The 22,368-nt window shown below is 70.1% G+C and carries 24 protein-coding genes; 14 read left to right on the top strand and 10 right to left on the bottom strand.

Annotated elements, in window-relative coordinates; genetic code table 11:
* The first annotated feature begins 24 nt into the window (after positions 1-24).
* Positions 25-450 carry a DUF3830 family protein gene (locus tag ACQ860_RS17960; protein WP_431304704.1) on the top strand — a complete coding sequence of 142 codons (426 nt, stop codon included), beginning with the start codon at positions 25-27 and terminating at the stop codon, positions 448-450.
* Here ACQ860_RS17960 and ACQ860_RS17955 read toward each other — a convergent pair.
* From ACQ860_RS17955 to ACQ860_RS17945, 3 genes are read right to left on the bottom strand one after another with little or no spacing between them, the layout of a single operon-like run.
* Positions 437-1,753 (bottom strand): hypothetical protein, encoded by a 1,317-nt coding sequence (locus ACQ860_RS17955; RefSeq protein ID WP_431304703.1) that lies wholly within the window; start codon positions 1,751-1,753, stop codon positions 437-439. The two genes, ACQ860_RS17960 and ACQ860_RS17955, sit on opposite strands and share 14 nt — an antisense overlap.
* Positions 1,746-3,410, bottom strand: a complete 1,665-nt coding sequence (locus ACQ860_RS17950) for a M3 family oligoendopeptidase (RefSeq protein WP_431304702.1) — start codon at positions 3,408-3,410, stop codon at positions 1,746-1,748. Before ACQ860_RS17950 ends, ACQ860_RS17955 begins: the two co-directional genes overlap by 8 nt.
* Before the next feature lie 2 nt (positions 3,411-3,412).
* On the bottom strand, positions 3,413-4,159 hold the full coding sequence (locus tag ACQ860_RS17945; protein WP_431304701.1) for a maleate cis-trans isomerase family protein: 747 nt from the start codon (positions 4,157-4,159) through the stop codon (positions 3,413-3,415).
* 118 nt (positions 4,160-4,277) lie between these two features.
* Between ACQ860_RS17945 and ACQ860_RS17940 the strand changes: the two genes are divergently transcribed.
* Entirely contained in the window at positions 4,278-5,246 is a 969-nt protein-coding gene (locus ACQ860_RS17940; RefSeq protein ID WP_431304700.1) for a Bug family tripartite tricarboxylate transporter substrate binding protein, read from the top strand.
* Positions 5,247-5,298: 52 nt separating this feature from the next.
* Positions 5,299-5,841 (top strand): carboxymuconolactone decarboxylase family protein, encoded by a 543-nt coding sequence (locus ACQ860_RS17935; protein ID WP_431304699.1) that lies wholly within the window; start codon positions 5,299-5,301, stop codon positions 5,839-5,841.
* Here ACQ860_RS17935 and ACQ860_RS17930 read toward each other — a convergent pair whose 3' ends face one another.
* On the bottom strand, positions 5,842-6,708 hold the full coding sequence (locus tag ACQ860_RS17930; RefSeq protein ID WP_431304698.1) for a substrate-binding domain-containing protein: 867 nt from the start codon (positions 6,706-6,708) through the stop codon (positions 5,842-5,844).
* An 82-nt stretch (positions 6,709-6,790) separates the two neighbouring features.
* Here ACQ860_RS17930 and ACQ860_RS17925 point away from each other — a divergent pair, with 82 nt between their 5' ends.
* The 7 genes from ACQ860_RS17925 to ACQ860_RS17895 are packed head-to-tail and all read left to right on the top strand — an operon-like array spanning position 6,791 to position 12,537.
* Entirely contained in the window at positions 6,791-7,495 is a 705-nt protein-coding gene (locus ACQ860_RS17925) for an ABC transporter permease (RefSeq protein WP_431304697.1), read from the top strand.
* An 8-nt stretch (positions 7,496-7,503) separates the two neighbouring features.
* Positions 7,504-8,178 carry an ATP-binding cassette domain-containing protein gene (locus ACQ860_RS17920; protein ID WP_431304696.1) on the top strand — a complete coding sequence of 225 codons (675 nt, stop codon included), beginning with the start codon at positions 7,504-7,506 and terminating at the stop codon, positions 8,176-8,178.
* On the top strand, positions 8,178-8,987 hold the full coding sequence (locus ACQ860_RS17915) for a substrate-binding domain-containing protein (protein ID WP_431304695.1): 810 nt from the start codon (positions 8,178-8,180) through the stop codon (positions 8,985-8,987). Before ACQ860_RS17920 ends, ACQ860_RS17915 begins: the two co-directional genes overlap by 1 nt.
* A complete protein-coding gene (locus ACQ860_RS17910; RefSeq protein ID WP_431304694.1) occupies positions 8,984-9,778 on the top strand; it encodes a molybdate ABC transporter substrate-binding protein in 795 nt (264 codons plus the stop codon). The genes ACQ860_RS17915 and ACQ860_RS17910 overlap by 4 nt, the downstream gene beginning before the upstream one ends.
* Positions 9,775-10,797: an ABC transporter substrate-binding protein gene (locus ACQ860_RS17905; RefSeq protein WP_431304693.1), complete on the top strand. Its 1,023-nt coding sequence runs from the start codon at positions 9,775-9,777 to the stop codon at positions 10,795-10,797. Before ACQ860_RS17910 ends, ACQ860_RS17905 begins: the two co-directional genes overlap by 4 nt.
* The gene (locus ACQ860_RS17900) at positions 10,797-11,780 is read left to right on the top strand and encodes a FecCD family ABC transporter permease (RefSeq protein ID WP_431304692.1); all 984 of its coding nucleotides are present in this window, start codon (positions 10,797-10,799) and stop codon (positions 11,778-11,780) included. Before ACQ860_RS17905 ends, ACQ860_RS17900 begins: the two co-directional genes overlap by 1 nt.
* Entirely contained in the window at positions 11,773-12,537 is a 765-nt protein-coding gene (locus ACQ860_RS17895; RefSeq protein WP_431304691.1) for an ABC transporter ATP-binding protein, read from the top strand. Before ACQ860_RS17900 ends, ACQ860_RS17895 begins: the two co-directional genes overlap by 8 nt.
* Before the next feature lie 50 nt (positions 12,538-12,587).
* Here ACQ860_RS17895 and ACQ860_RS17890 read toward each other — a convergent pair whose 3' ends face one another.
* Positions 12,588-14,168: an ABC transporter substrate-binding protein gene (locus ACQ860_RS17890; RefSeq protein ID WP_431304690.1), complete on the bottom strand. Its 1,581-nt coding sequence runs from the start codon at positions 14,166-14,168 to the stop codon at positions 12,588-12,590.
* A 123-nt stretch (positions 14,169-14,291) separates the two neighbouring features.
* Here ACQ860_RS17890 and ACQ860_RS17885 point away from each other — a divergent pair, with 123 nt between their 5' ends.
* From ACQ860_RS17885 to ACQ860_RS17875, 3 genes are all read left to right on the top strand, one after another.
* A complete protein-coding gene (locus tag ACQ860_RS17885; protein ID WP_431304689.1) occupies positions 14,292-14,771 on the top strand; it encodes a hypothetical protein in 480 nt (159 codons plus the stop codon).
* A 192-nt stretch (positions 14,772-14,963) separates the two neighbouring features.
* Positions 14,964-15,254, top strand: coding sequence for a hypothetical protein (locus tag ACQ860_RS17880; RefSeq protein WP_431304688.1), 291 nt, complete (start codon positions 14,964-14,966; stop codon positions 15,252-15,254).
* Positions 15,255-15,323: 69 nt separating this feature from the next.
* Positions 15,324-15,497 carry a hypothetical protein gene (locus ACQ860_RS17875; protein ID WP_431304687.1) on the top strand — a complete coding sequence of 58 codons (174 nt, stop codon included), beginning with the start codon at positions 15,324-15,326 and terminating at the stop codon, positions 15,495-15,497.
* A 2-nt stretch (positions 15,498-15,499) separates the two neighbouring features.
* On the opposite strand, the gene ACQ860_RS17870 is transcribed toward ACQ860_RS17875, so the two are convergent.
* Positions 15,500-16,705 carry a CaiB/BaiF CoA transferase family protein gene (locus tag ACQ860_RS17870; RefSeq protein ID WP_431304686.1) on the bottom strand — a complete coding sequence of 402 codons (1,206 nt, stop codon included), beginning with the start codon at positions 16,703-16,705 and terminating at the stop codon, positions 15,500-15,502.
* Positions 16,706-16,788: 83 nt separating this feature from the next.
* Here ACQ860_RS17870 and ACQ860_RS17865 point away from each other — a divergent pair, with 83 nt between their 5' ends.
* Positions 16,789-17,835: an NAD(P)-dependent oxidoreductase gene (locus ACQ860_RS17865; RefSeq protein ID WP_431304685.1), complete on the top strand. Its 1,047-nt coding sequence runs from the start codon at positions 16,789-16,791 to the stop codon at positions 17,833-17,835.
* Here the strand turns inward: ACQ860_RS17865 and ACQ860_RS17860 are convergent, their stop codons facing one another.
* From ACQ860_RS17860 to ACQ860_RS17845, 4 genes are all read right to left on the bottom strand, one after another.
* The gene (locus ACQ860_RS17860; protein WP_431304684.1) at positions 17,836-18,909 is read right to left on the bottom strand and encodes a mandelate racemase/muconate lactonizing enzyme family protein; all 1,074 of its coding nucleotides are present in this window, start codon (positions 18,907-18,909) and stop codon (positions 17,836-17,838) included. It abuts the gene before it with no gap.
* Between the two features lie 61 nt (positions 18,910-18,970).
* Positions 18,971-20,473: a tripartite tricarboxylate transporter permease gene (locus ACQ860_RS17855; RefSeq protein ID WP_431304683.1), complete on the bottom strand. Its 1,503-nt coding sequence runs from the start codon at positions 20,471-20,473 to the stop codon at positions 18,971-18,973.
* Between the two features lie 205 nt (positions 20,474-20,678).
* A complete protein-coding gene (locus ACQ860_RS17850) occupies positions 20,679-21,209 on the bottom strand; it encodes a tripartite tricarboxylate transporter TctB family protein (RefSeq protein ID WP_431304682.1) in 531 nt (176 codons plus the stop codon).
* Between the two features lie 4 nt (positions 21,210-21,213).
* Positions 21,214-22,218 carry a Bug family tripartite tricarboxylate transporter substrate binding protein gene (locus tag ACQ860_RS17845; protein ID WP_431304681.1) on the bottom strand — a complete coding sequence of 335 codons (1,005 nt, stop codon included), beginning with the start codon at positions 22,216-22,218 and terminating at the stop codon, positions 21,214-21,216.
* Positions 22,219-22,368: the final 150 nt, after the last annotated feature.

The following is a 22,368-nucleotide window of genomic DNA, read 5'->3' as shown; positions in this document are numbered from 1 at the left end:
GCAACTCCAGCAAAGGGCAGGATCGTGAGCGACATCACCATCAATATCGGCGGCGAGATCTTCCAGGCGCGCTTCGAGACCGAGGCGGCACCGCAGACCGTGGGCCGCTTCCGCCACCTGCTGCCCTACAAGGACCGCATCATCCATGTCCGCTGGAGCGGCGAGGCCTGCTGGATCCCGATGGGCGAGCGCGACCTCTCCATCGGCTATGAGAACGCCACCAGCTATCCCGCGCCGGGGCAGATCATCGTCTATCCGGGCGGCATGCCGACCTCGGTGAGCGAGACGGAGATCCTGGTGGCCTATGGCCCCTGCTGCTTCGCCAGCAAGGCCGGGCAGCTGGCCGGCAACCATTTCCTGACCATCACGGCCGATCTCGACCGGCTGGCGAAGGTCTGCCGCTCCGTGCTCTGGGACGGCGCCAAGGACATCACCTTCAGCGCCGCCTGAGGGGCAGGAAGGCCAGGCCGACCGCCGCCGGCAGCAGCCAGATGATCCGCGCCTCGTAGCGGTTCAGCGGCTTGGAAAGCGCGCCCGTCGCCGCGGCATTGCCGCCGATGGCGACGAGCGCGAAGAGGATGAGGGCGGCGCAGGGCAGGTTCCGCGCCTTGGCCGCCCGCCAGAGCAGCCAGGGCGCCAGCAGCAGCGCCGCCAACACCACCGGCAGATGTGGCAGCAGGAAGGGCGCGGCGGCGGCCGGCAGCAGCCCGCGCGCCTGCAGCCCTGCATCGAAGCGTGCCAGCTCCTCGGCCGGGAAGCCGTGCTCGATCACTTCGCGCGTGCTGAAGAGCGAGGTGGGCACCAGCGTGTCGCCCACGCGGAAGAGGGTAAGCTGCCGCAGCGCATTGCCGGTCATCGCCAGCGCCACCTCGCGCGGATAGGCGGCGAGCGTCTCGGCCACGATCTCCCGCGCCTCGGGCACCGCGCGCAGGCCGCCCAGCTTGCGGAGGCTGCCATCGGCCTCGCTGTTGATCGGGCTGATGCCCCAGAGGAAATCCTCCGCATCCATCGGCAGCCGGTCGAGGAAGGCGCAGAGCCGCCAGCCGGGCTCCTCCGGGCAGCGCGCCTGCATGAGGCGCAGCGCCGGCCCGTCATCCTGCAGGCGCGCCAGCAGGAAGATCGCGCCATGCGGCGAAGGGGTGAAGCGGCCGAAGGCGGCGGCGTTGGCGCTGGCCAGCACCAGAAGCGCGAGCAGCGGGGGTGCAGCGACCCGCAGCACGGGCGCGAGGCGTCGCGTGAGGAGCGCGGTCAGCGCCACCAGCGCGAGCGCGGCCGGCAGATGCGCCATGTGGCCCGAGATGGCAAGCGCCCCGAAGACGCCCACGGCCAAGGCCTCGACGCGCGACAGCCGGCCGAATCCCAGCAGGAAGAGGCAGAGCGGGCCCAACGCCGTCAGCGCATCCGGCATCACGGTGGCGAGGAACCAGGGGGCCGAGGTCAGCGCCGCCAGCCCGGCGCAGACCAGCAGATGCGCGCCAGCCGTCGGCGCCTCCCGGAGCGCCCGCTGCGTGAGCCAGAGCAGCCAGGAGGCGAGCAGCCCCTGCGCCACCGGCACCGGCCAGAGAGACCAGGCGAGATGCAACGCATGGATCGCCGCCCCGTAGGTGAGCGACTTGTCCCAGGGCGGCACGCCCATCGTCGTCTGGCGGATATAGGTGAAGCTATCCACGAAGACGAGCGGATAGAGATTCAGCGCGGCGGGCCAGACCAGCAGCAGCCCGCCGCCCAGGATGGCGAGAAATGCCCTAGCCAAGCGCCGCTTCCGCCTCCCGCACCACCTCCGCCAGCGCGCCCGCGGCGAAAGGCGAAACCAGCCCCGCACCATGCGCAAGTTCCTGGAAGGGCGCCGAGCCGCCGCGCGCGCAGAGCGCCACATAGTCATCCAGCGCGGCCTTCGCATCGTGCCGCGACTTCACCCAGAACTGCATCGCGCAGCACAGGGCGAGCGTGTAGTCGATGTAGTAGAAGGGGCTGTTGTAGATGTGCTGCTTCGCCTGCCAGCGCCCGCCTTTGGCGGGGTAGGCCAGGTCCCCGTAGTCGGTCCAGGGCATGTAGAGCCGCTCCAGCCGCTGCCAGATCGCGTGGCGTTCGGCCGGCGTGGCGTTGGGGTTCGCGTGCACCTCATGCTGGAAGTGGTCCACGCAGACGCCATAGGGCAGGAAGGCGAGCGAGGAGATCAGGTGCATCCGGCGGAAGCGGTCGGCGGCCTCCTCTCCTACCAGCAGCCCCATCTCGGGATGCGTCAGGAATTCGAGGCCCATGGAGTGGATCTCCGCCGCCTCCATGGTGGGCCAGAGCTGATCGATGCCCGGCAGGTTGCGGCTTTCCCAGCACTGGAAAGCGTGCCCCATCTCGTGCGTGAAGACGCCGATATCATGATGCGTGCCGTTGAAGTTGGCGAAGATGAAGGGCACGCCGACCGTGGGGAAGGAGGTACAGAAGCCGCCCCCCGCCTTGCCCGGACGGTTCTTCAGGTCAAGGAAGCCGCCGGCCTGCATCAGGTGATAGAATTCGGCGAGCCGCGGGTCCATCCGGTCGAACATGGTCTGGGCCGCGGTCACCAGCGTGTCGTGATCGCCGATCGGCGCGGGGTTGCCGGCGGGGTCGATCAGCGCCTCGTCCCAGTGGCGCAGGCGGTCCCAGCCGAAATGCGCGCGCCGCGCTTCCAGCAGCTTCGCCACCAGTGGCACGACATGGCGCAACACCTCCTCGCGATAGCGCGCGACGTCCGCCGCGTCGTAATCCACGCGCCGCATGCGGCGATAGGCGAGCGGGATGAAATTCGTATCGCCCAGCTTCACCGCCATGCCGTGGCGCAGCTTCACCAGCGCGTCATAGATCTCGTCCAGCTCAGCCCCGTTCTTGGCAAAGAACTCCCAGCGTGCCGCCTCGGCCGCATGGCGCATGGCGCGGTCGGCGTGCTCGGCGTAGGGGGCAAGGCCGGAGAGGTTCAGAACCTTGCCGTCCAGCTCGATCTTCGCGGAGGCCAACAGCGCTGTGTAGCGCGCGGAGAGCTTCGCCTCCTCCTCCAGGTCCGCCGCGATGACGGGATCGAAGGTGGTGATGTCCGTCTCCCAGAGGCGCAGCACATGGGGGCCCACCAGCGCCTCGATGGTCGCAGGGTCGGGGTCGGCCAGCAGGCGGCGCTTGATCGCCACCTCATGCCCGGTGGCGACGGGCGAGAGCTTGTCGGCGTATTCGCGCGCCGCCTTGGCTTCCTCGTTCGCCGTGTCCTGCGCGAAGCGCAGATGCACGAGCGCGGACCATGTGTCGTAGCTGCGGCGCGCAGCATCCCATTGCTTGATCGCCGCGGCGCGGTCCCCCGCATCCAGGAGCGCGTCGATGGCGGCGGCCTCGGCCGCCAGGCTTTCTTCGGTCGGCGTGGGCGCCGTGATCTCGTCGAAACGCATGCTCAGAACTCCGCCATGAGACGGCCGAAGCCGTCCATCCTGTCGGTGATGCCATTGGCGCGCAGCGCATGCCACCAGGTGGCGGTGTTGATGGCGATGACGGGTTTCCCCAGCCACATCTCGGCCGCGGCGGCGAGGCGCACCATGGAGAGGTTGGTGCCGACCTGTACGATCGCGTCCACATCATCGCCATCCAGCTCGCGCAGTACGGGAACGAGCTCGGCCGGCGTCACCTCGGCGATGGCGGTCCAGCGGGGGCATTGCAGGGCGCGGTCGCGCACCGTGGTGTAGCCCATGTCGCCGAAATAGCGGATCACCTCGGCATTCATGCTGGGCCAATAGGGCGAGAGGATGGCCAGCCGCCTCACCCCGCCATAGGCCTGGAGTGCGGCGTGGCAGGAATGCGAGCCGACGCTGACCTTGAGGCCGCTCACCTCCTCCACGCTCGCGACGAAACGGTCCGCCCCCTTCACGCCATCGAAGAAGGTGACGGCGCTCATCCCCATCACCAGGTAGTCCGGCTCGCAGGTCATCACGCTGCGCACGGCGTCCAGCGTGTTCTTGCCGATCAGCTCGGCGCCGGCACGGAAGGTCTCGTTGCTGACCGCATGCGCGTTGGGCGTGAAGATGCGGCTGTAATGCGATGTGACACCGGGCGGGCGCATCATGTCGAAATCCGGCTGCACCACCGTGTTGGTGGAAGGCCCCATCACCCCGAACTTCTTCCGCCAGCCCAGCACATCCCGCATCGGATCATCCCCTTGCCTGTCGGCCGCGAGTCTCGCCCCGCCCGCGCGCGCGCACAAGCGGCGCTTGCGGGCGCGGGGGGCGCCGCCTATTGCCGGGGCGGAATCGGAGTTGCCTGCCATGCCCCTCTCGCGCCGCCTCCTCCTGGCCACCCCGCTGCTGCCCCTCGCCGCCCAGGCGCAGGACGCCTGGCCCATGCGCGGGCCGATCCGCTTCATCGTGCCGGGCCCCGCGGGCGGCGCGGGCGACGTGACCGCGAGGCTGGTGATGGAGCGCGTCTCTGGCCGGATCGGCCAGCAGATCGTGATCGAGAACCGGCCTGGCGCGGGCACCAATATCGGCATGACGGTCGTGGCGCGCGCCGCGCCGGATGGCTATGTGCTGGGCCTCGCCAGCATCGCCAGCAACGCGGTGAACCGCACCCTGTACCGCAGCCTGCCCTTCGATCCGGTGGCGGACTTCGCGCCGGTCAGCCTGATGGCGGTGGTGCCCAACCTCATGGTCATCCCGCCCGCCTTGCCGGTGACGAATCTGGCGGAGTTCGTGGCCTATGCGCGGGCACGGCCGGGGCAGATCAATTTCGGCTCGGTCGGCGCCGGCTCCTCGCAGCATCTGGCCGGCGCGCAATTCGCCCAGGCCACGGGGATCGAGCTGACTCACATCCCATACAACGCGGGTGGGCAGATGAACACGGACCTGATCGAAAACCGCATCCAGGTGCTGTTCCAGTCGGTCAGCGCGGTGGCGGAACTGGCGCGCTCGGGCCGGGTGCGCGCCATCGCCGCCACGGGCACCGAGCGCATCCCCGCCTTCCCTGATGTGCCGACGCTGCGCGAGGGCGGCGTGGACATCGTCTCCACCGGCTGGTTCGGCGTGGTGGCGCCGGCGCAGACGCCCGAGCCCATCCTGGAGCGCCTGCATCGCGAAACCGTCGCTGCCCTGGCCGAGCCGGATCTGCAGGCCCGGCTCTCGGCCGGCGGCAGCCTGCCCCGCCCCTCGCCGAGCCGCGCCGACTTCGCGCGCTTCATGGCGGAGGAAACGGCGCGCTGGGCGCCGGTGGTCCGCGCATCGGGCGCGAGTGTGGATTGAACACCGCACCGGAGCGGTCCAGGCTCCCTGCACCCCCGACAGGAGCAGAGCCATGGCCCGCGTGCGTTCCATCCCCTCCCACGAATTGCCCCCCGACCTCGCGGCGATCTATGAGGATTTCGCGGGGCAATATGGCCCCTTCCGCAACCAGGTGGCGGTCTTTGCGCATGTGCCGGCGGCGCTGCGCCACCTCATGCCGATGCTGATGGAGCTGCGCGCGGCGGCGACGCTGCCCAAGCGCTACCTCGAGATCGCCATCGTCGTCGTCTCCCGCCTCAACGAGTGCCATTACTGCGTGGCGCACCACAAGCCCTTCCTGGTGGTGGCCGGCGTCTCGCCCGAGGCGGTGGACAGCATCATGGATGCGGACCTTCCCGCGGAATTCGACGCTGTGGACCGGCTGGTGATCCGCTACGCCAAGGTCGCCTGGGAGACGCCGAACCGCGTCACGCCGAAGCTGCATGCCGAGTTGCTGGAGCACTTCACCGAGGCGCAGATCGTGGAGCTGACCCTGCGGATCACGCTCTGTGGCTTCTTCAACCGCTTCAACGACGCGCTGCAGATCGAGGAGGAAGAGGAAGTCCTCCACGCGTAGTCAGAGGTTGAACGCGACGCGCCCCGCCTCCGTCACGTCGTAGCCGCCCATCCGCGTGGCGCGCTCTGCGAAGAGCGGTGTGCGCGCGAAAGCCAGCAGCGCCTGCATCGGCGCCTCGAAGGCGTCGCGCCGGTGCAGCACCAGGTCGAAACGCTCGCGCAGCAAGGGGACGAAGCCGAGGCCGGCGCGGGCCGCTTCGGCCCGGATTCCGAACCCCACATCGGCCGCTCCACGCAGCACGGCGGCGGCCACCTCATCCTCGGCCAAAGCGGGTTCGGGCAGGAAGGCCACGTCGCGCAACGGCACGCCGGCATCACTCAGCAATCCCACCAGCGCCACATGGCTGCCGGCGCGCGGCTGGCGGCCGATCACGCGCAATCCAGGCCGCGCGAGGTCGGCGATGGCGGCCAGCCCGGCCGGGTTGCCGGGCGGCGTGATGAGCCCCTGCTCGCGCCAGGCCCAGGTGAGGCCCACCAGCGGCGCACCCGGCAGGGCGGCCCGCACCGCGGCCTCGTTGAAGCCGCCCTCCTCGTCTCGCAGATGGAGGGCGGCCGCAACCGCGCTGCCCGCCACCAGCGCGTCCAGCCCCTCCAGGCTGCCGCCCGCGCGCAGCGCCAGACCGCAGCCTGATTGCCGCACCGCCCAATCCAGCAGTGGGTCATGGCTGCCGGCCAGGATGGGCGGCGGGGCGGCGCGGCCCCCCGCCTCGGCCTGGTCCACGAGCCAGCGACGCAGCGCCTCGGCCGGGAAGACCCATTTGCCACCGATCAGCGCCGCCGGCAGGCGGCGGGCGCGGGCCAGATCGTAGAGCGCACGTTCAGAGAGGCGGAGGAAGCCCGCCGCCTCCTTCAGGGTCCAAATCTCCATCCGGCAGATATCGGCAATATTCGGCAAATCATCAACACGCATGGCCGTGGACGCCACCGGGCGCCGGCCTTACAGCCGCGTCATGCAAGACCTCGGGGCCGCATTCCAGCAGGCGCTCGGCCTCGTCGCCGCGGGCGATGCGGGGCTCTGGGCGATCATCGCCCTCAGCCTGCGCGTCTCGCTGACCGCCACGCTGATCGCGGCCTGCATCGGCCTGCCGCTGGGCGCGCTGCTGGCGGTGGCGCGCTTCCCCGGGCGGCAGGGCCTGCTGGTGCTGCTGAACGCGCTGATGGGCCTGCCGCCGGTCGTCGCCGGGCTTGTCATCTACATCCTGCTCTCGCGCTCCGGTCCGCTCGGCGGCTTTGGCCTGCTCTTCACGCCGACGGCCATGGTCATCGCCCAGGCGGTGCTCATCACCCCCATCCTCGCCGCCCTCACGCGGCAGGTGCTGGAGGGCATGTGGGAGGAATATGCCGAGCAGTTGCGCTCGCTCGGCTCAGGCCCCGGCCGCGCCGTCCGCACCCTGCTGTGGGATGGCCGCTTCGCCCTGCTCACGGTGCTGCTGGCGGGCTTCGGCCGCGCCTCGGCCGAGGTCGGCGCCGTCATGGTGGTGGGCGGCAATATCGAGGGCTTCACACGGGTGATGACCACCGCCATCGCGCTGGAGACCAGCAAGGGTGACCTGCCGCTGGCGCTGGGCCTCGGGATCGTGCTGATGGCGATCGTGCTCGGCGTGAACGCCGCGGCGCAGCTGCTGCGCGAGGCCTCCGCCCGGTGGTCGGGATGAGCGGGCCCGTGCTGCGCGCCGAAGGGCTCGGCTATAGCGTGGGCGGCCTGCCCCTGCTGGAGGACCTCGACTTCACCATCGGACCGGGCGCGCCCAGCCTCCTGATCGGCCCAAATGGCGCGGGCAAGTCCACGCTGCTGCGCCTGCTGCACAGGCTGCTGCCACCCAGCGCGGGCATGGTGGTGAGCAAGGGCATCGGCCGCCAGGCCATGCTCTTCCAGAAGCCCGTGCTGCTCCGCCGCAGCGTGGCGCAGAACATCGCGCACGCGCTGTCGCTCGCCGGCATCGACGACGCTCGCCGCATCCCCGTGGCACTTGAGGAGGTGGGCCTGCCGCACTTGGCCCATCGCCCCGCCCGCCTGCTCTCGGGCGGCGAGCAGCAGCGCGTGGCGCTGGCCCGCGCGCTGGCGCTGGAGCCCGACATCCTCTTCCTCGACGAACCGACCGCGAGCCTGGACCCCGCCGCCACGCGCGCGGTGGAAGGGATCCTCGCCCGCGCCGCCGCGCGCGGCGTGAAGGTCGTGATGACGACGCATGACCTGCATCAGGCCCGCCGCCTGGCCGGCGAGATCCTGCTGCTGCATCGCGGCCGCCTGGTCGAGCAGGCGCCCGCCGAGACCTTCTTTTCGCAACCCCAGAGCGCGGAGGCCCGGGCCTTCCTGCGCGGAGACATCCTGGAATGATGCGCCGAACCCTTCTTGCCCTCCTGCTGCTCGCCACCCCCGCCGTGGCGCAGGAGCGCCTGATCACCATCAGCAGCACCACCAGCACCGAGCAATCGGGCCTCTTCGGCCATATCCTGCCGCTCTTCCGCGAGCAGACCGGCATCACCGCGCGCGTCGTGGCGCTGGGCACCGGCCAGGCGCTGGATGTGGGCCGGCGCGGCGACGCGGATGTGGTGTTCGTGCATGACCGCGCGGCGGAGGAGCGCTTCGTGGCCGAGGGCTTCGCCACGCGCCGCCAGCACGTGATGTTCAACGATTTCGTCATCATCGGCCCGGCCAGCGACCCCGCGCGCATCGCCGGCTCGCGCGATGCGGTGGCCGCCCTGCGCCGCATCGCCGAGGCGCGCGCGCCCTTCGTCAGCCGCGGAGACCGCAGCGGCACCCATGCGGCGGAGCTGCGCCTCTGGCAGCAGGCGGGCGTGGAGCCGTCCGGCAGCTGGTATCGCGCCGTGGGCCAGGGCATGGGCCCGGCGCTGAACACGGCGGCCGCACAGAACGCCTATATCCTGGCGGACCGCGGCACCTGGCTCTCCTTCCGCAACCGGCAGGATCTGCGCGTGCTGACCGAGGGCGACCCGCGCCTGTTCAACCAGTACGGCGTGATGCTGGTGAACCCGGCGCGCCACCCCCATGTGAAGGCGGCGGACGGCCAGGCCTTCGTGGATTGGATCGTCTCGCCCGCCGGCCAGGCCGCGATCGCCGGCTACAAGATCAGTGGCGAGCAGCTCTTCTTCCCGAACGCCGCGCAGCCCGAGCCCACCTCGTGAAGCGCCTGGTCCTCGCCGCTTTGCTGATGGCCGCCCCCGTCCAGGCCGAGCCGCTGCGCCTCGCCGCGGCCGGCAGCCTGCGGGCGGCGCTCTCCGAGGTCGCCACCGCCTTCGCCGCCAGCCCGGGCGGCGTGCCGGTGACGGAGACCTACGCGCCCTCCGGCCTGCTGCGGCAACGCATCGCGAGCGGCGAGGGCTTCGACCTCTTCGCCAGCGCGAACATGGCGCATCCCCAGGCGCTGGCCGAGACGCGGCGCATGCCGGTGGTGCTCTTCGCCCGCAACCGGCTCTGCGCCCTGGCACGGCCGGAGCTGGAGGTGACGCCACAGACGCTGCTGGCCCGCATGCTTGATCCGGCGATCCGCCTGGGCACCTCCACGCCGCGCGCCGACCCGGCGGGCGACTACGCCTTCGCCCTCTTCGCCCGGGCCGAGGCGGTGCGGCCCGGCGCGCGCGCGGCCCTGGAAGCCAAGGCGCTGACGCTGACCGGTGGCCCTGACTCCGCCCGCCCACCGGCGGGGCGTGACCTCTACGCCTGGCAGTTCGAGCGCGGGGCCGCCGACCTCTTCCTCACCTATTGCACGAATGCGGTGCTGGCGCTGCGGGCCGATCCACGGCTGCAGCGTGTCGAGGTGCCCGAGGCGCTCGCCGTCTTCGCCGATTACGGCATGCTGCTGCTGGAGCCCCGCGCGGAGGCGGCGCGGCTGGCCCTGTTCATTCTCTCGCCCCAGGGCCAGATGATCCTTGACCGGCACGGCTTCGACGCGCCGGGCCTGCCCAAGGAAAGATGATGTTCCGCCGCGCGCTGCTCGCGACACCCCTCGCTTCGCCCGCTTTGGCACGGGATGTCAGGGATTCGGTGGGGCGCGCGGCGCGGTTGCCGGAGAAGGTGAGCCGTGTCCTGGCCGCCGGCCCGCCTGCCGCCATCCTGCTCTACACGCTGGCGCCCGAGCTGCTCGCCGGCTGGCCCGCCCGCCCGCCAAGCCGGCTGGAAGCGAGCTTCCTCACCGAGGCAGCGGCCGCCCTGCCTGAGACCGGGCGCCTCACTGGCCGCGACAACACCGCCAATATCGAGGCCGTGCTGCGCCATCGCCCCGACCTCGTGCTCGACTATGGCAGCGTGGGGCCGAGCTTCGTCAGCCTCGCGAACCGCGTGCAGGAGCAGACCGGCATCCCGACGCTGCTGCTGGACGGCGCGCTGGCGCGCATTCCCGAAACCTATCGCCAACTGGGCGACATTCTGGGCCGCCGCAAGGACGCCGATCTGCGCGCCGAGGCGGCCCAGCGCATCCTGACCGAGGCGGAGGCGCATGCCGCGCGCCTCGGCCAGCGCGGGCGGCCGCGCGTGCTCTATGTGCGAGGGCCGCGCGGGCTGGAGACGGGCCTTGCGGGTTCCATCAACACCGAGATCATCGAATTCGCCGGCGCGCTGAACGTGGCGGGCCGCGCGCTGGGGCCGGGCGGGCTGACGCAGATCAGCCTGGAGCAGGTGCTGGCCTGGAACCCCGACTGTATCATCGCCATCCATCCCGATTTTCCGGCCCATGCGCGGCAGGACCCGCTCTGGCGCGCGCTGCCGGCGGTGCGGGCGAACAGGCTGGTGCTGGCGCCCGGCCTGCCCTTCGGCTGGGTGGACTTCCCGCCCGCTGTGAACCGGCTGCTGGGGCTGATCTGGATGCCGGTGCTCTTCGGCTTGGCACCGACGGAAACGCTGGCCGAGCGCGTCGCGGAGTTCCACACGCTCTTCTACCATCGCCGGCCCGAGCCCTCGCAGATCGCGGCGCTGCTGCGGCCGGCCCTGCCGGGCTGATGCACGGCGCGTTTGCCTGGGGCCTGGCGCTGGCCGCGCTGGCCGGCGCCGTGCTGCTGGCGCTGGCCTTCGGGCGCTTCCCGATCCCGCCCGGCCAATTGCTGGACATCCTGCTGGGGCGGGAGGAGGGGCCGGCGGCCATCGTCTTCTGGAACATCCGCGCGCCGCGCGTGGCAGCCGCCATCCTCGTCGGCGCGGCGCTGGCCGGAGCGGGTGCCGCCTTCCAGGGGATGTTCCGCAACCCGCTGGCCTCGCCCGACCTGCTGGGCGTCTCGGCCGGCGCCTCGCTGGGGGCGGTGCTGGGCATCTTCCTCGGGTTGCCGGTGGCGGCGATCCAGGGCCTGGCCTTCGCGGGCGGCGTGGCCGCGGTGGCGGGGGTGGCCGGCCTCGCCGCCCTGGTGCGTGGGCGAGGCGATCCGACGCTGTTGCTGATTCTCGCCGGCATCGCGCTGGGCGCCCTGATGGGGGCCGCCATCAGCCTGCTGAAGATCCTGGCCGACCCCTATAACCAGTTGCCCGCCATCACCTTCTGGCTGCTCGGCTCGCTGAACGCGGTGACGCGCGGCGACGTGCTGGCGGCGGCGATCCCGGCCGCCCTCGGCCTCGCGGTGCTCGTGCTCCTCCGCTGGCGGCTGAACCTGCTGACGCTGGGCGAGGACGAGGCCCGGGCGCTCGGCGCCAACACCACGCTGTTGCGGGGCGCGGCCGTGGCGGGGGCGACGCTGGCCACCGCCGCCGTCACCGCGCTGGCCGGCGCGGTGGGCTGGATCGGCCTCGTCGTGCCCCATATGGCGCGGATGCTGGGAGGGCCGGATCTCAGGCGGCTCATCCCGCTCTCCATGCTGCTGGGGGCGGCCTTCCTGCTGGCGGTGGACACGGCCGCGCGCAATCTGGGCCGCACCGAACTGCCGCTGGGCGTGCTGACGGCGCTGCTCGGCACGCCGCTGTTTCTCTGGCTGCTGGCGCGGGGGCGGCATGCTTGAGGCGCGCGCCCTTGCCGTGGGCCATGGCCGCAGATCGGTGCTTGCCGGGCTGAACCTGACGCTGCGCGCGGGCCAGGTGCTCTGCCTCCTCGGCCCCAATGGCGGCGGCAAGACGACGCTGCTGCGCACGCTGCTGGGCCTGCTGCCGGCGCTGGCCGGCGATGTGACGCTGGAGGGGCGGCCGCTGGCGAAGCTCTCGCGGCGCGAGGTTGCGCAGCGCCTCGCCTATGTGCCTCAGGCGGCGCAGGGCGGCTTCGCCTATTCGGCACGCGCGGTGGTGGCGATGGGCCGGGCGGCGCGGCTCGGCCTGTTTGCCGCGCCGGGTGCGGCCGACCATGCGGCGGCCGAGGCGGCGCTCGATCGCCTTTCCATCGCGCATCTGGCCGATCGCCCGGTGACGGAGCTCTCCGGCGGCGAGCGGCAACTGGTGCTGATCGCCCGTGCGCTGGCCCAGGGCGGCTCCGCGATCATCCTGGACGAGCCCACCGCGAGCCTCGACTTCGGCAACCAGGCGCTGGTCCTGCGCGAGGTGCGCGCGCTCGCGCAACGCGACGGCCTCGCCGTGCTGATGACGACGCACCAGCCCGACCACGCCCTGCTGCTGGCCGATGCGGTGATGCTGGTGAGCGCGGGCGGCGCGCAGGGGCCGGCCGCGCCCGACGCGCTCATCACGCCCGAGACGCTGCGCTCCGCCTATGGCGTGGAGGCCGCGATCGGCATGCTCGGTGCGCGGCGTGTCGTGGCGCCGCTGATCTGAGCAGGATCCGCCTCGGTGCATGCATCGAAGCGGTGAAGCGTCCTCACAGCTCAGCTCTTCCGGACATTCCAGAACAACGGCGCGCCCTGCACGATCCCCGAGACGTTGCGGCGATGCGCGGTGGCCAGGAAATACTGGCCGAGCGGGATCATCGGCACATCCTGCATGGCCTGCGCCTGGATGCGCCGCGCGATGGCCTGCTGCGCCGCGAGGTCGGGCGCGTCGAACCAGGCGTTGCGGAGGTTCTCCAGCTCCGGGCTGTCGGGCCAGCCGATCCAGCCATTCGTGCCATTGCCGCGCAGGCCCAGATGCCCGGCCGGCGAGGCGAAATCCTGCCCGCCACCGAAGGTGAAGAAGGCGGACCAGCCGCCGCGCTCCACCGGCTCGCGCGAGGTGCGGCGGGAGAGCACCGTGCCCCAGTCCAGCGCCTGGTAGTCGAGGTTGATGCCGATGCGGCGGAACAGGTCGCCACCCACCTCGGACATTGCTCTTAGGAAGGGTAAGTCCGTGGGCACGATCAGCACCATGCGCTGCCCGCTATAGCCCGCCGCCGTCAATTCGCGCCGCACGCGGTCGAGATCGCGCGGCGAGGTGAGTGCCGCCATCGCCTCGTCATTGGCCAGCGGCGTGCCCGGCGTGAAGACGCCGACATTGCCGCGCCAGAGATCGGGGTTGTTGCCGACGATGGCCTGCATGAAGTCCGGCTGGTTGATGGCGCCCAGGATGGCGCGGCGGATGGCCGGATTGTTGAAGGGCGGCTGCAGATGGTTGAAGCGCAGGAAGCCCACCCAGCCCGAGGTTTCGAGCGTGGAGATCTCGATGTTGCGATTGCGGCGCAGCGTGGGCAGCAGGTCCGTCACCGCCTGTTCCCACCAATCCACCTCGCCCGCCTGGAGCGCGGCGGAAGCCGTCGCTGCATCTGGCATCACCACCCATTCGACGCGATCCAAGTTCGGCACCTTGCCGCCGGCGGTGAAGCTCGGCGCGCCCTCGCGGGGCACATAGTTCTCGAAGCGCGCATAGACGGTGCGCGCGCCGGCCACGCGTTCGCCGGGGACGAAGCGATAGGGGCCCGAGCCTACGATCTCGCTCACCTGCGTGCCGGGATCTGTGCGGGCCAGGCGCTCGGGCATGATGAAGGGGACGGTGACCGTCGTTTTGCCGAGCGCCGCGGGCAATAGAGGAAAGGGCTTCTTCAGGCGGAAGCGCAGGCGGCGGTCATCGAGGGCGGTGAGTTCGTCCGTCGCGGCGAAGAGCGCCTGGCCGAAGGCGTCGCGCGCGCCCCAGCGGCGCAGGCTCGCCACCGCATCCGCCGCGCGCCCCGGCTCGCCATCATGGAAGCGCAGGCCGGGGCGCAGCGTGATGGTCCAGGTGCGGCCGTCATCCTCGACGACATGGCCCTCGGCCATCTGCGGCTGGGGCGCGAAATTGGCGTCGGTGCCGTAGAGCGTGTCGTAGACCAGGTAGGCGTGGTTGCGGCTGACGAAGGCGGTGGACCAGAGCGGATCCAGCACCGTCACATCGGATTGCGGCACGAAGCGTAGCGTGCGGGCACCCTGGGCCGCGACCATGGAAGGGGCGGCGAGAGCCATGGGGGCGGCGAGCAGGCTGCGGCGGGGAAGTATCGTCATGCGGCGGGCTCCGGTGGGCAGTCTCACATCCTGGGTAAGCCGCGTGGCGGGAGCAAGAAATCCTTGAGGGGCGGATCATCGCGCACGCGGCAGGATTCTGCGCGAGAGCGACTTTTCCTTGACATGGCATATATGTTCTTCTTGTGTTCCACTCATCCAGGGAGACATGCGTCGTTTGGTCCCGCGTCGGCCTCTCGTCTGCTCCTCGTTGCTGGTCTGCTCTGCGCGGGGCTGCTCGGCCTTCGCGAAGCGCTCCGCCCGCCGACGCGATGGAGCGGGCAAGATGCGGAGTTTCGGCTCCGGCTTGATGCCCTCGAACTGCAAGGAGCTCGGGTTATCGCGATCACGCTCAACGGCGAGGAGTTCTCGCCAGAAGCACTGAAGGCCAGGCTCGGGCGGAACAAAACGTTGCGCTTCAGCTACCGCGGCCAGACCTTCATGGTCATGGCCCTCCGACTTCGTCTTGAGGCCGGCGATACCTTCGAGGCGGAGCGAATGATCACGCCATTCCTGGACCATGTCTGCGATCTGGACGTCCGGCTTGATGGCCGCGTGCTGACCCTCTCCGCTTGCCGACTCGCCAGCGATTCCGAATGGGATTGAGCATCAGGCAACTCCTGCTCCCCGTTTCCAGTCCCCCTCCACAACGAACAAGGAGACTTGCGTCATGTCATCCACGGCAGGACGAGCGAATGCTGAGCAGTTGATCCGTGAGGTCTACGATTTCGCCCGTGCCGCAACGGTGGCATCGGGATACCGGGACGCGATTCCGGACCTGCCGACGCATTTCGGCACATGGTCGGTGCCGGTGAATTGGCGCGTCGTGTCGGCGCGCTGCCAGCCTATGCGGCCGTCGAGGGCAATGAGACGATCAGTTGGTTCATGGAGCGCTACAATGCGCTTCTCGGGCGTGAGCCGGGCCCAGGGCGCAACGAAGAAGACCGTGCGATGGATCGGATCAATAACGCGATTGGCATCCGCATCGGCCTTCGGGCGAGCAATCCCGCGGAAGTGCTCAAGGCCGCTCGTTTCGAGATCGAGCGTGCCTATGAGCGCGGCCCCGGGGTCGGGGGCGGCGCGGCCTGACTCCGTACACGACGCTGGGCGGAGTCCATCCGTTCAGACAGCAACTGGCCACCACGCAACTGGCCCGACATGGAGGCAGACCCGCAGCTGCGCGACTATCCCGGCCACGCCATCCCCTCGATCTACCGCCGCCCCACCTTGCAACCCTTGGGCGCGATGGGCGGCGGCCCCGTTCAGGTCCGCCCCCACAGCCGGGATGGCCACCCGGTGCAGGGATATTCCCGCGCCGGCCCGACGCGCTGATCTCACCCCGGCAGAATCAGCGCCCGCGCTTGCACCAGCGCCGCGATGGCGGCCTCATCCAGCCCCGCCTCGCGCAGCACCTCCCGCCCATGTTCGCCGAGGCGCGGCGTCGGCAGGCGCGGGATTTCGCCATGCGCGGAGAAGCGCACGGGTGCGGCCATGCGCGTCAGCGCGCCCTCGCTCGGGTGCTGCTCGGCCTGGAAGAAGCCGCGCGCGTTGAGATGCGGATCGGCGCGCAGGCTCGGCAGGTCATGCACCGGCGCGCAGGGCAGGTCGGCCGCTTCCAGCAGCGCCAGCCACTCCGCCGTGCCGCGCGTGGCGAAGATGGCGGCAAGTTCGGCATAGAGTTCGTCAATGTGGCGCAGGCGGGTGGTGTGGTTCAGCAGGCGCGGGTCCGTCGTCATCCGCTCCGGCGTGCCGATGGCGGCGAAGAAGCGCTCCCATTGCGCCTGGTTGTAGATCATCACGCCGATGAAGCCGTCCCGCGTCGCATAGGGCTTGCGGTCGGGGCTGATGAGGCGGGCATAGCCGCCCTGGTCGGTCGGCGGTTCGAAGCCGAGGCCGCCCATATGGTCGCCCAGCACCATGCTGGCCATCACCTCGAACATCGGCACCTCCACCTCCTGGCCGAGGCCGGTGCGGCTGCGCTCCAGGAGTGCCGCGAGGATACCGGAGAGCGCATGCATGCCGCCCACGCGGTCGGCCAGCGCGAAGGGGGCGTAGCGCGGGGCGGTGGCACCCTGCGCCAGCGCCAGATGCGCGAGGCCGCCAATGCCCTGGATCAGGTCGTCATAGGCGGGTTTTTCCGCGTAAGGCCCGTCCTGCCCGAAGCCGACCAGCGCGCAGAAGACGAGGCGCGGATCGGCCGCGCGCAGCGTGGCCGAATCGAGACCGAGGCGCTTCAGCGCGCGCGGGCGGACATTGCTGATCACCACGTCGCAGGTCTTGGCCACCGCCAGTGCCGCATCGCGCGCGGCGGGCTGCTTCAGGTCCAGGCAGAGGCCACGCTTGCCGCGGTTGAGCGTGAGGAAGATGGCGCCCATGCCGGGGTTGCGCGCGGGCTCGGTGTGGCGCGTCACATCGCCCTCGGGCGCTTCCAGCTTGATGACCTCGGCCCCCATCTCGGCCAGGAGTTGGGTGGCATAGGGGCCGAAGAGCACGGTCGTCATGTCGAGCACGCGGATGCCCGCGAGTGGTCCGGCGCCCATCTGGTTCCCTCCCTGTGAATGGGGGGCAGGCTAGCCAAGCCGCGCGGCTTGCGCGAGCCTGCCGGCCAAATGGGAGACCCAAGTTGCAAAGATTCCGCATCGGCTATGTCGGCTTCGTGCCGCACCCCAATTTCCTCGCGACCGCGGCGCAGGACCCGGCGCTGGAGATCGTCCATATCCCGCTGGAGGCCAGCACCGGCGAGCAGATCCAAGCGCTCTCCTCCTGCCATGGCTACTACGTCATGGCGGCGCGCGATGAGCTGCCGCAGCCGCTGCACGTCCATGCCGAGCTGCTGGGCAAGCTGCCGAACCTGCTGATGGCGGCGAGCTACGGCGCGGGCTACGACCCCTGCAACCCCGAGGCCTGCACCGATGCGGGCGTGCTGCTGGTGAACCAGGCCGGCGGCAATGCAGAAGGTGTCGCGGAGCACGCCGTCGGCATGATGCTGGCCTGCCTGAAGCGCATGCCGGAGGCCCAGGCCTCGATGATCGCGGGCACGGCGCGCAACCGCGCCACGCTGCTAGGGCGCGAGCTGCGGGGCAAGGTGGTGGGCCTGGTCGGCTTCGGCCATGTGGGACGGCGCGTCGCCGAGATCGTGAAGGCCGCCTTCGGCAACCGCGTCCTGGTCTGCGATCCCTATCTGGACGCCGCCACCATCGCCGCCCATGGCGGCGAGAAGGTGGATTTCGCGACGCTGCTGCGCGAGTCCGACGTGGTCAGCATCCATTGCCCGCTGACGCCCGAGACGCGCGGCATGATCAACGCCGCCGCCTATGCCGCGATGAAGAAGGGCGTGATCTTCGTCACCACCGCGCGCGGCTCCATCCATGACGAGGCCGCGCTGTTCGAGGCGCTGGAATCCGGCCAGGTGGCGAGTGCCGGCCTCGATGTCTGGGAGGTGGAGCCGCCGCCGACCGACCACCCGTTGCTGCACCACCGCGCCGTGATCGCGAGCCAGCACACGGCGGGCGTGACCGAGGAAAGCCGGGCGAACATCACGAAGATCGCGGCGCTGGCCTTCTCCGAACTGGCCGCGGGCCGAATGCCGCCGCGCATCGTGAACCCGGAGGTGAAGCCGCGCTTCGTGGAGCGCTACACCGCTGCCTTCGGCAAGCCGCCGATTGGTTGATCAGAAGGCGGGCGTGAGGCCGAGGCCGGGCCCTTCGGGCACGGTCAGGAAACCCTCGCACACCGCCAGCGCCTGGCCATAGGGGGGCGTTGCGAGGTCGGCGTAATAGACCTCGATCGGTGCCTCCTGCTCCTGCGCGGCCAGCACATGCAGCGTCGCCAGCAGGCCTGGGCCGAAATAGGGCGAGTGCGGCACCAGCGCCACGCCCGCCGCCCGCGCCAGCCGCGCCACCTCCATGAGCCCGGTGACGCCGCCGATCTTGGTGACGCTGGGCTGCGCCACATCCAGCGCGCCAGCCGCAAACAGAGCCGCGAAATCCGTGGGGCTGCCGGCATTCTCGCCGCCCGCGATGGCCACGCCCGCCGCGGCGCGCACGCGGGCGATGACGGGCGCATCCTCGGGCGGCCAGATCGGCTCCTCCACCCAGCGCACATTCATCCCCCGGACGGCCTGGCAGAAGGCGATGGCCTCGGCCTCGGTCGTCCAGGCGCAGTTGATGTCGAGCATGAGCGGGATCTCGGCCGGCGCCGCGTCGCGCGCCGCGCGGATGCAGGCGAGCTCCACCTCATGCAGCTTGATCTGGCGATAGCCCTCCGCCACCGCGGCCGCCGTGTTGCGGGCGACATCCTCGGGCACGCCATAGCGCAACAGGCTGGCATAGGCGGGCACGCGCGCACGTCCCGCGCTGCCCAGCAGCGCATGTAAAGGCTGGCCGGCCCGCTGCGCCGCCAGGTCCCAAAGCGCGATGTCGAGACCCGAGATGGCGAAGGTCACAGGCCCATTGCGCCCGAAATTGTGGAAGCGCCGCGCCAGCATGCGCGTCAGCCCCGCAATGTCCGTCGCGTCCTGGCCCAGGCAGGCGGGGGCGAGCAGGCGGTCCAGCGCGTCCTTCGTGGTCTCGACCAGGTTGAAGCCGAAGCCCTCGCCCCAGCCCACACGGCCATCCTCCGTCTCCACGCGGAGGATCAGCGTGTCCATGTCCTTGAGATGCAGATTGCCGCCCACCCCCGCGCGGCCCGCGCCATAGGTGAAGCTGCTGCGCTGGATGCGGCTTTCGATGCCGGTGATCTTCATGGCGTGTCCCCTCCCCCCGCGCCAATGCTGACACCGGCGCGGGCGGGGGGCTACCCCACCATCAGGCGGGCTTCGGACTGCGGAAGCTGCCCATCAGCTTGCTGATGGCGGGGTAGAACATCAGCGTCAGACCCGCCACCATGATGGTGCCGACCAGCCAGTTGGAGAAGAAGACGGCGAGCGAACCCTCGCTGATCAGCAGAGCCTGGCGGAAGCTCTCCTCCGTGCGGTCGCCCAGCACGAGGGCGAGCACGAGCGGCGCCAGCGGGTAGTCGAGCTTCTTCATCACATAGCCGATGACGCCGAAGATCAGCATCAGCACCACATCGAACTCGGCGCTGTTCACGGTGTAGGCGCCGATGGCGCAGACCATCAGGATGATGGCGGCGATGATCGAGAAGGGCACGCGCAGGATCATCGCGAACCAGGGCACGGCGGCCAGCACGATGATGAGGCCCACGATATTGCCGAGATACATCGAGGCGATCAGGCCCCAGACGAAATCCTTCTGCTCGACGAAGAGCATGGGCCCGGGCTGCAGCCCCCACATGATCAGGCCGCCCAGCAGCACCGCCGCCGTGGGCGAGCCGGGGACACCGAGCGAGAGCATGGGCAGCAGGGCCGAGGTGCCGGCCGCATGCGCCGCTGTCTCGGGCGCGATCACGCCCTCCACGCGGCCCTTGCCGAAGCTGTCCTTGTCGGCCGCCATGCGGCGGGCGACGCCATAGCTCATGAAGCTGGCGGGCGTGGCACCGGCGGGGGTGACACCCATCCAGCAGCCGATGACGGAGGAGCGGATGAAGAGCCACCAATGGCGCGGCAGCTCGGCCCAGGTCTTCAACATGGTGCGGAGCGTGATCTTCGCAGACTGACCCTTGAAGCGCAGCCCTTCCTCGATGGACTGGAAGATCTCGGAGAGGCCGAAGAGGCCGATGACGACGACGAGGAAATCAATGCCGCGCATCAGCTCCATGGAGCCGAAGGTCATGCGGAGCTGGCCCGTCACGCCATCCAGGCCGACGCCGGCCAGGAGGAAGCCGAACATCATCGCGGCCAGCGCCTTGAAGGGCGAACCCTTGGAGAGGCCGATGAAGCAGGCGAAGGAGAGGAACATCACCGCGAAGAATTCGGGCGGGCCGAATTGCAGCGCGAATTGCGCGACGAGCGGTGCGACGAAGGTGATCATCAGCACGGCGATGAAGGCGCCGACGAAGCTCGAGGTGAAGGCCGCCACCAGCGCCTCGCCCGCGCGGCCCTGCTGCGCCATGGGATAACCGTCGAAGGTGGTGGCGACAGACCAGGGCTCGCCCGGGATGTTGAAGAGGATGGAGGTGATGGCGCCGCCAAACAGCGCGCCCCAGTAGATGCAGGAGAGCAGGATGATGGCGCTGACCGGCGGCAGAGCGAAGGTGAGCGGCAGCAGAATGGCGATACCGTTCGCACCCCCCAGCCCCGGCAGCACCCCGATGAGCACGCCGAGCACGATGCCCGCCACCATGAGGATGATGTTCTCCGGCTGCAGGGCGATCGAGAAGCCCTGCATCAGGAGGCCGATTTCTTCCATGGCAGCAATCCTTCAGCGCCACCGGGCGCGCACGTGGAGTCTCAAGCGCCACCGCAACGGCGCGCCCGGGGATGCCCCGATGCGGCTTTGCCGCATCGGGATGAGTTAAGTTTCGGAGAAGCAGGCCAGCGGGGCCCTCACGAAGGTTTCGCTGGCGGACATGCCGCAACGCGGCATTCCGGCTGCGAAAACTTCGTGGGGAACGTCAGTAGCCCAGGTAAGTTTCGAGCGGGCCCTTGGGCAGCGCGACGAGGAACCACAGCTCGAAGATCGCGAAGGCGACACCCGCCGCCAGCGCGCCCGAGGGGAAGGAGACGACGGAGCGGAACTCACCGAAGCGGATCATGAAGAAGGCGATCAGCAAGGCGGAGCTGACATAGATCCCGGCGAAGGGGATCACGGCGACGTAGATCGCGGTCGGGATCAGCACGGAGGCGACCATGCGCAGCTGCGGCCAGGTGGCGAAGAGCGCGCCCTCGGACTTGGCATTGGGCTTCAGCGCCATGGCGAGGTTCACCAGGCTGGCGCCGACCAGGATGAGGCCGAGCCAGAAGGGGAAATAGCCAGACTGCGGCCCATCGCTGCCCCAGCCTGCGCCGATGCGCAGGCTGTCCATGATGGCGATGCCGCCCATCGCCATCAGGACGACGGCGGTGCCGATCTCCATCCCCTTCATGCTGGGGCCGCGCTCGGCGCCCGCTTCGACCAGGGTGTCGTTTCCAGTGGTGACGCTCATGGGTTCAGCCTCCAGCGGCCAGGAATCCGGCCTCCTGCATCAGGGAACGGTGACGCGCCTCCTCGCGCGTCAGCCACTCGACGAAGGGCGCGCCCGTCATCGTCGTGGTGTTGAAGGCGCCGTTGGCCATCAGCTCGCGCCATTCGGGCGTCTGCGTCACGCGGTTCAGCAGATCGGTGTAGAAGGCGATCTGCGGCGCGGTGATGCCGGGGGCGGCGAAGACGCCGCGCAGCATCAGGTATTCGACGTCGAGGCCCGCTTCCTTGCAGGTCGGGATGTCCTGCCAGCCCATCGTGTCGGTCACGCGGCCCTCGCCCGGAAGGCGGCGCGTGTCGAAGACGCAGAGCGGGCGCAGCGTACCGGCGCGCCAATGCGTCACCGCCTCGATCGGGTTGTTCACCGTGGCCTGGATGTGGCCGCCGACGAGCTGCGTCGCCACCTCGCCGCCGCCGCGGAAGGGGACGTAGATGAACTCCGTACCCATGGCGCGCTGCATGGCGACGGTGATGATCTGGTCTTCCTGCTTGGAACCGGTGCCGCCGATGCGAATGCGCCCGGCGCGCGCCGCCTCCACGAATTGCGGCAGCGTCTGCCAGGGCGAGGAGGCGTTGACCCAGAGCACGAACTCATCCAGCGCCATCATCTTCACCGGCGTCAGGTCGCGCCAGGAGAAGGGGATGCCGGTGGACATCGGCGTGGTGAAGAGGTTGGAGAGGCTGATGATCAGCACATGCGGATTGCCGCGCGCGTTGCGGGCCTCAAGGAAGCCCTCCGCACCGGCGCCGCCCGCCTTGTTCACCACCATCATCGGCTGACGCATCAGGCTGTGCTTGGTGATGATGCCCTGGATGATCCGGGCCATCTGATCCGCGCCGCCGCCGGTGCCGGCGGGGACGATGAACTGCACGGGGCGCTGCGGCTCCCAGGCGCGCTGGGCCTGGGCCTGCGTGCTGCCGGCGACGGCAAGACCGGCCCCGATCATCGGCAATTGACGACGACTGAGCATCATGGACGGCGGCCTCCTGTGGCGTGAACCGGGCTTGTAAATGCCCTTTACAAACGCGCTTGGAACCCCTCTCGTTCCGTAAAGGAGTCAATCGGATGTGAAGCGATGAAAAGCTTGCAAAGCCGCTTGGCAGCCTTCCCCATCCGCGCGATG

The sequence above is a fragment of the Sediminicoccus sp. BL-A-41-H5 genome (genome assembly GCF_050632405.1).
Lineage (GTDB): Bacteria > Pseudomonadota > Alphaproteobacteria > Acetobacterales > Acetobacteraceae > Roseococcus.
This window is presented reverse-complemented; position numbering and strand designations above follow the sequence as displayed.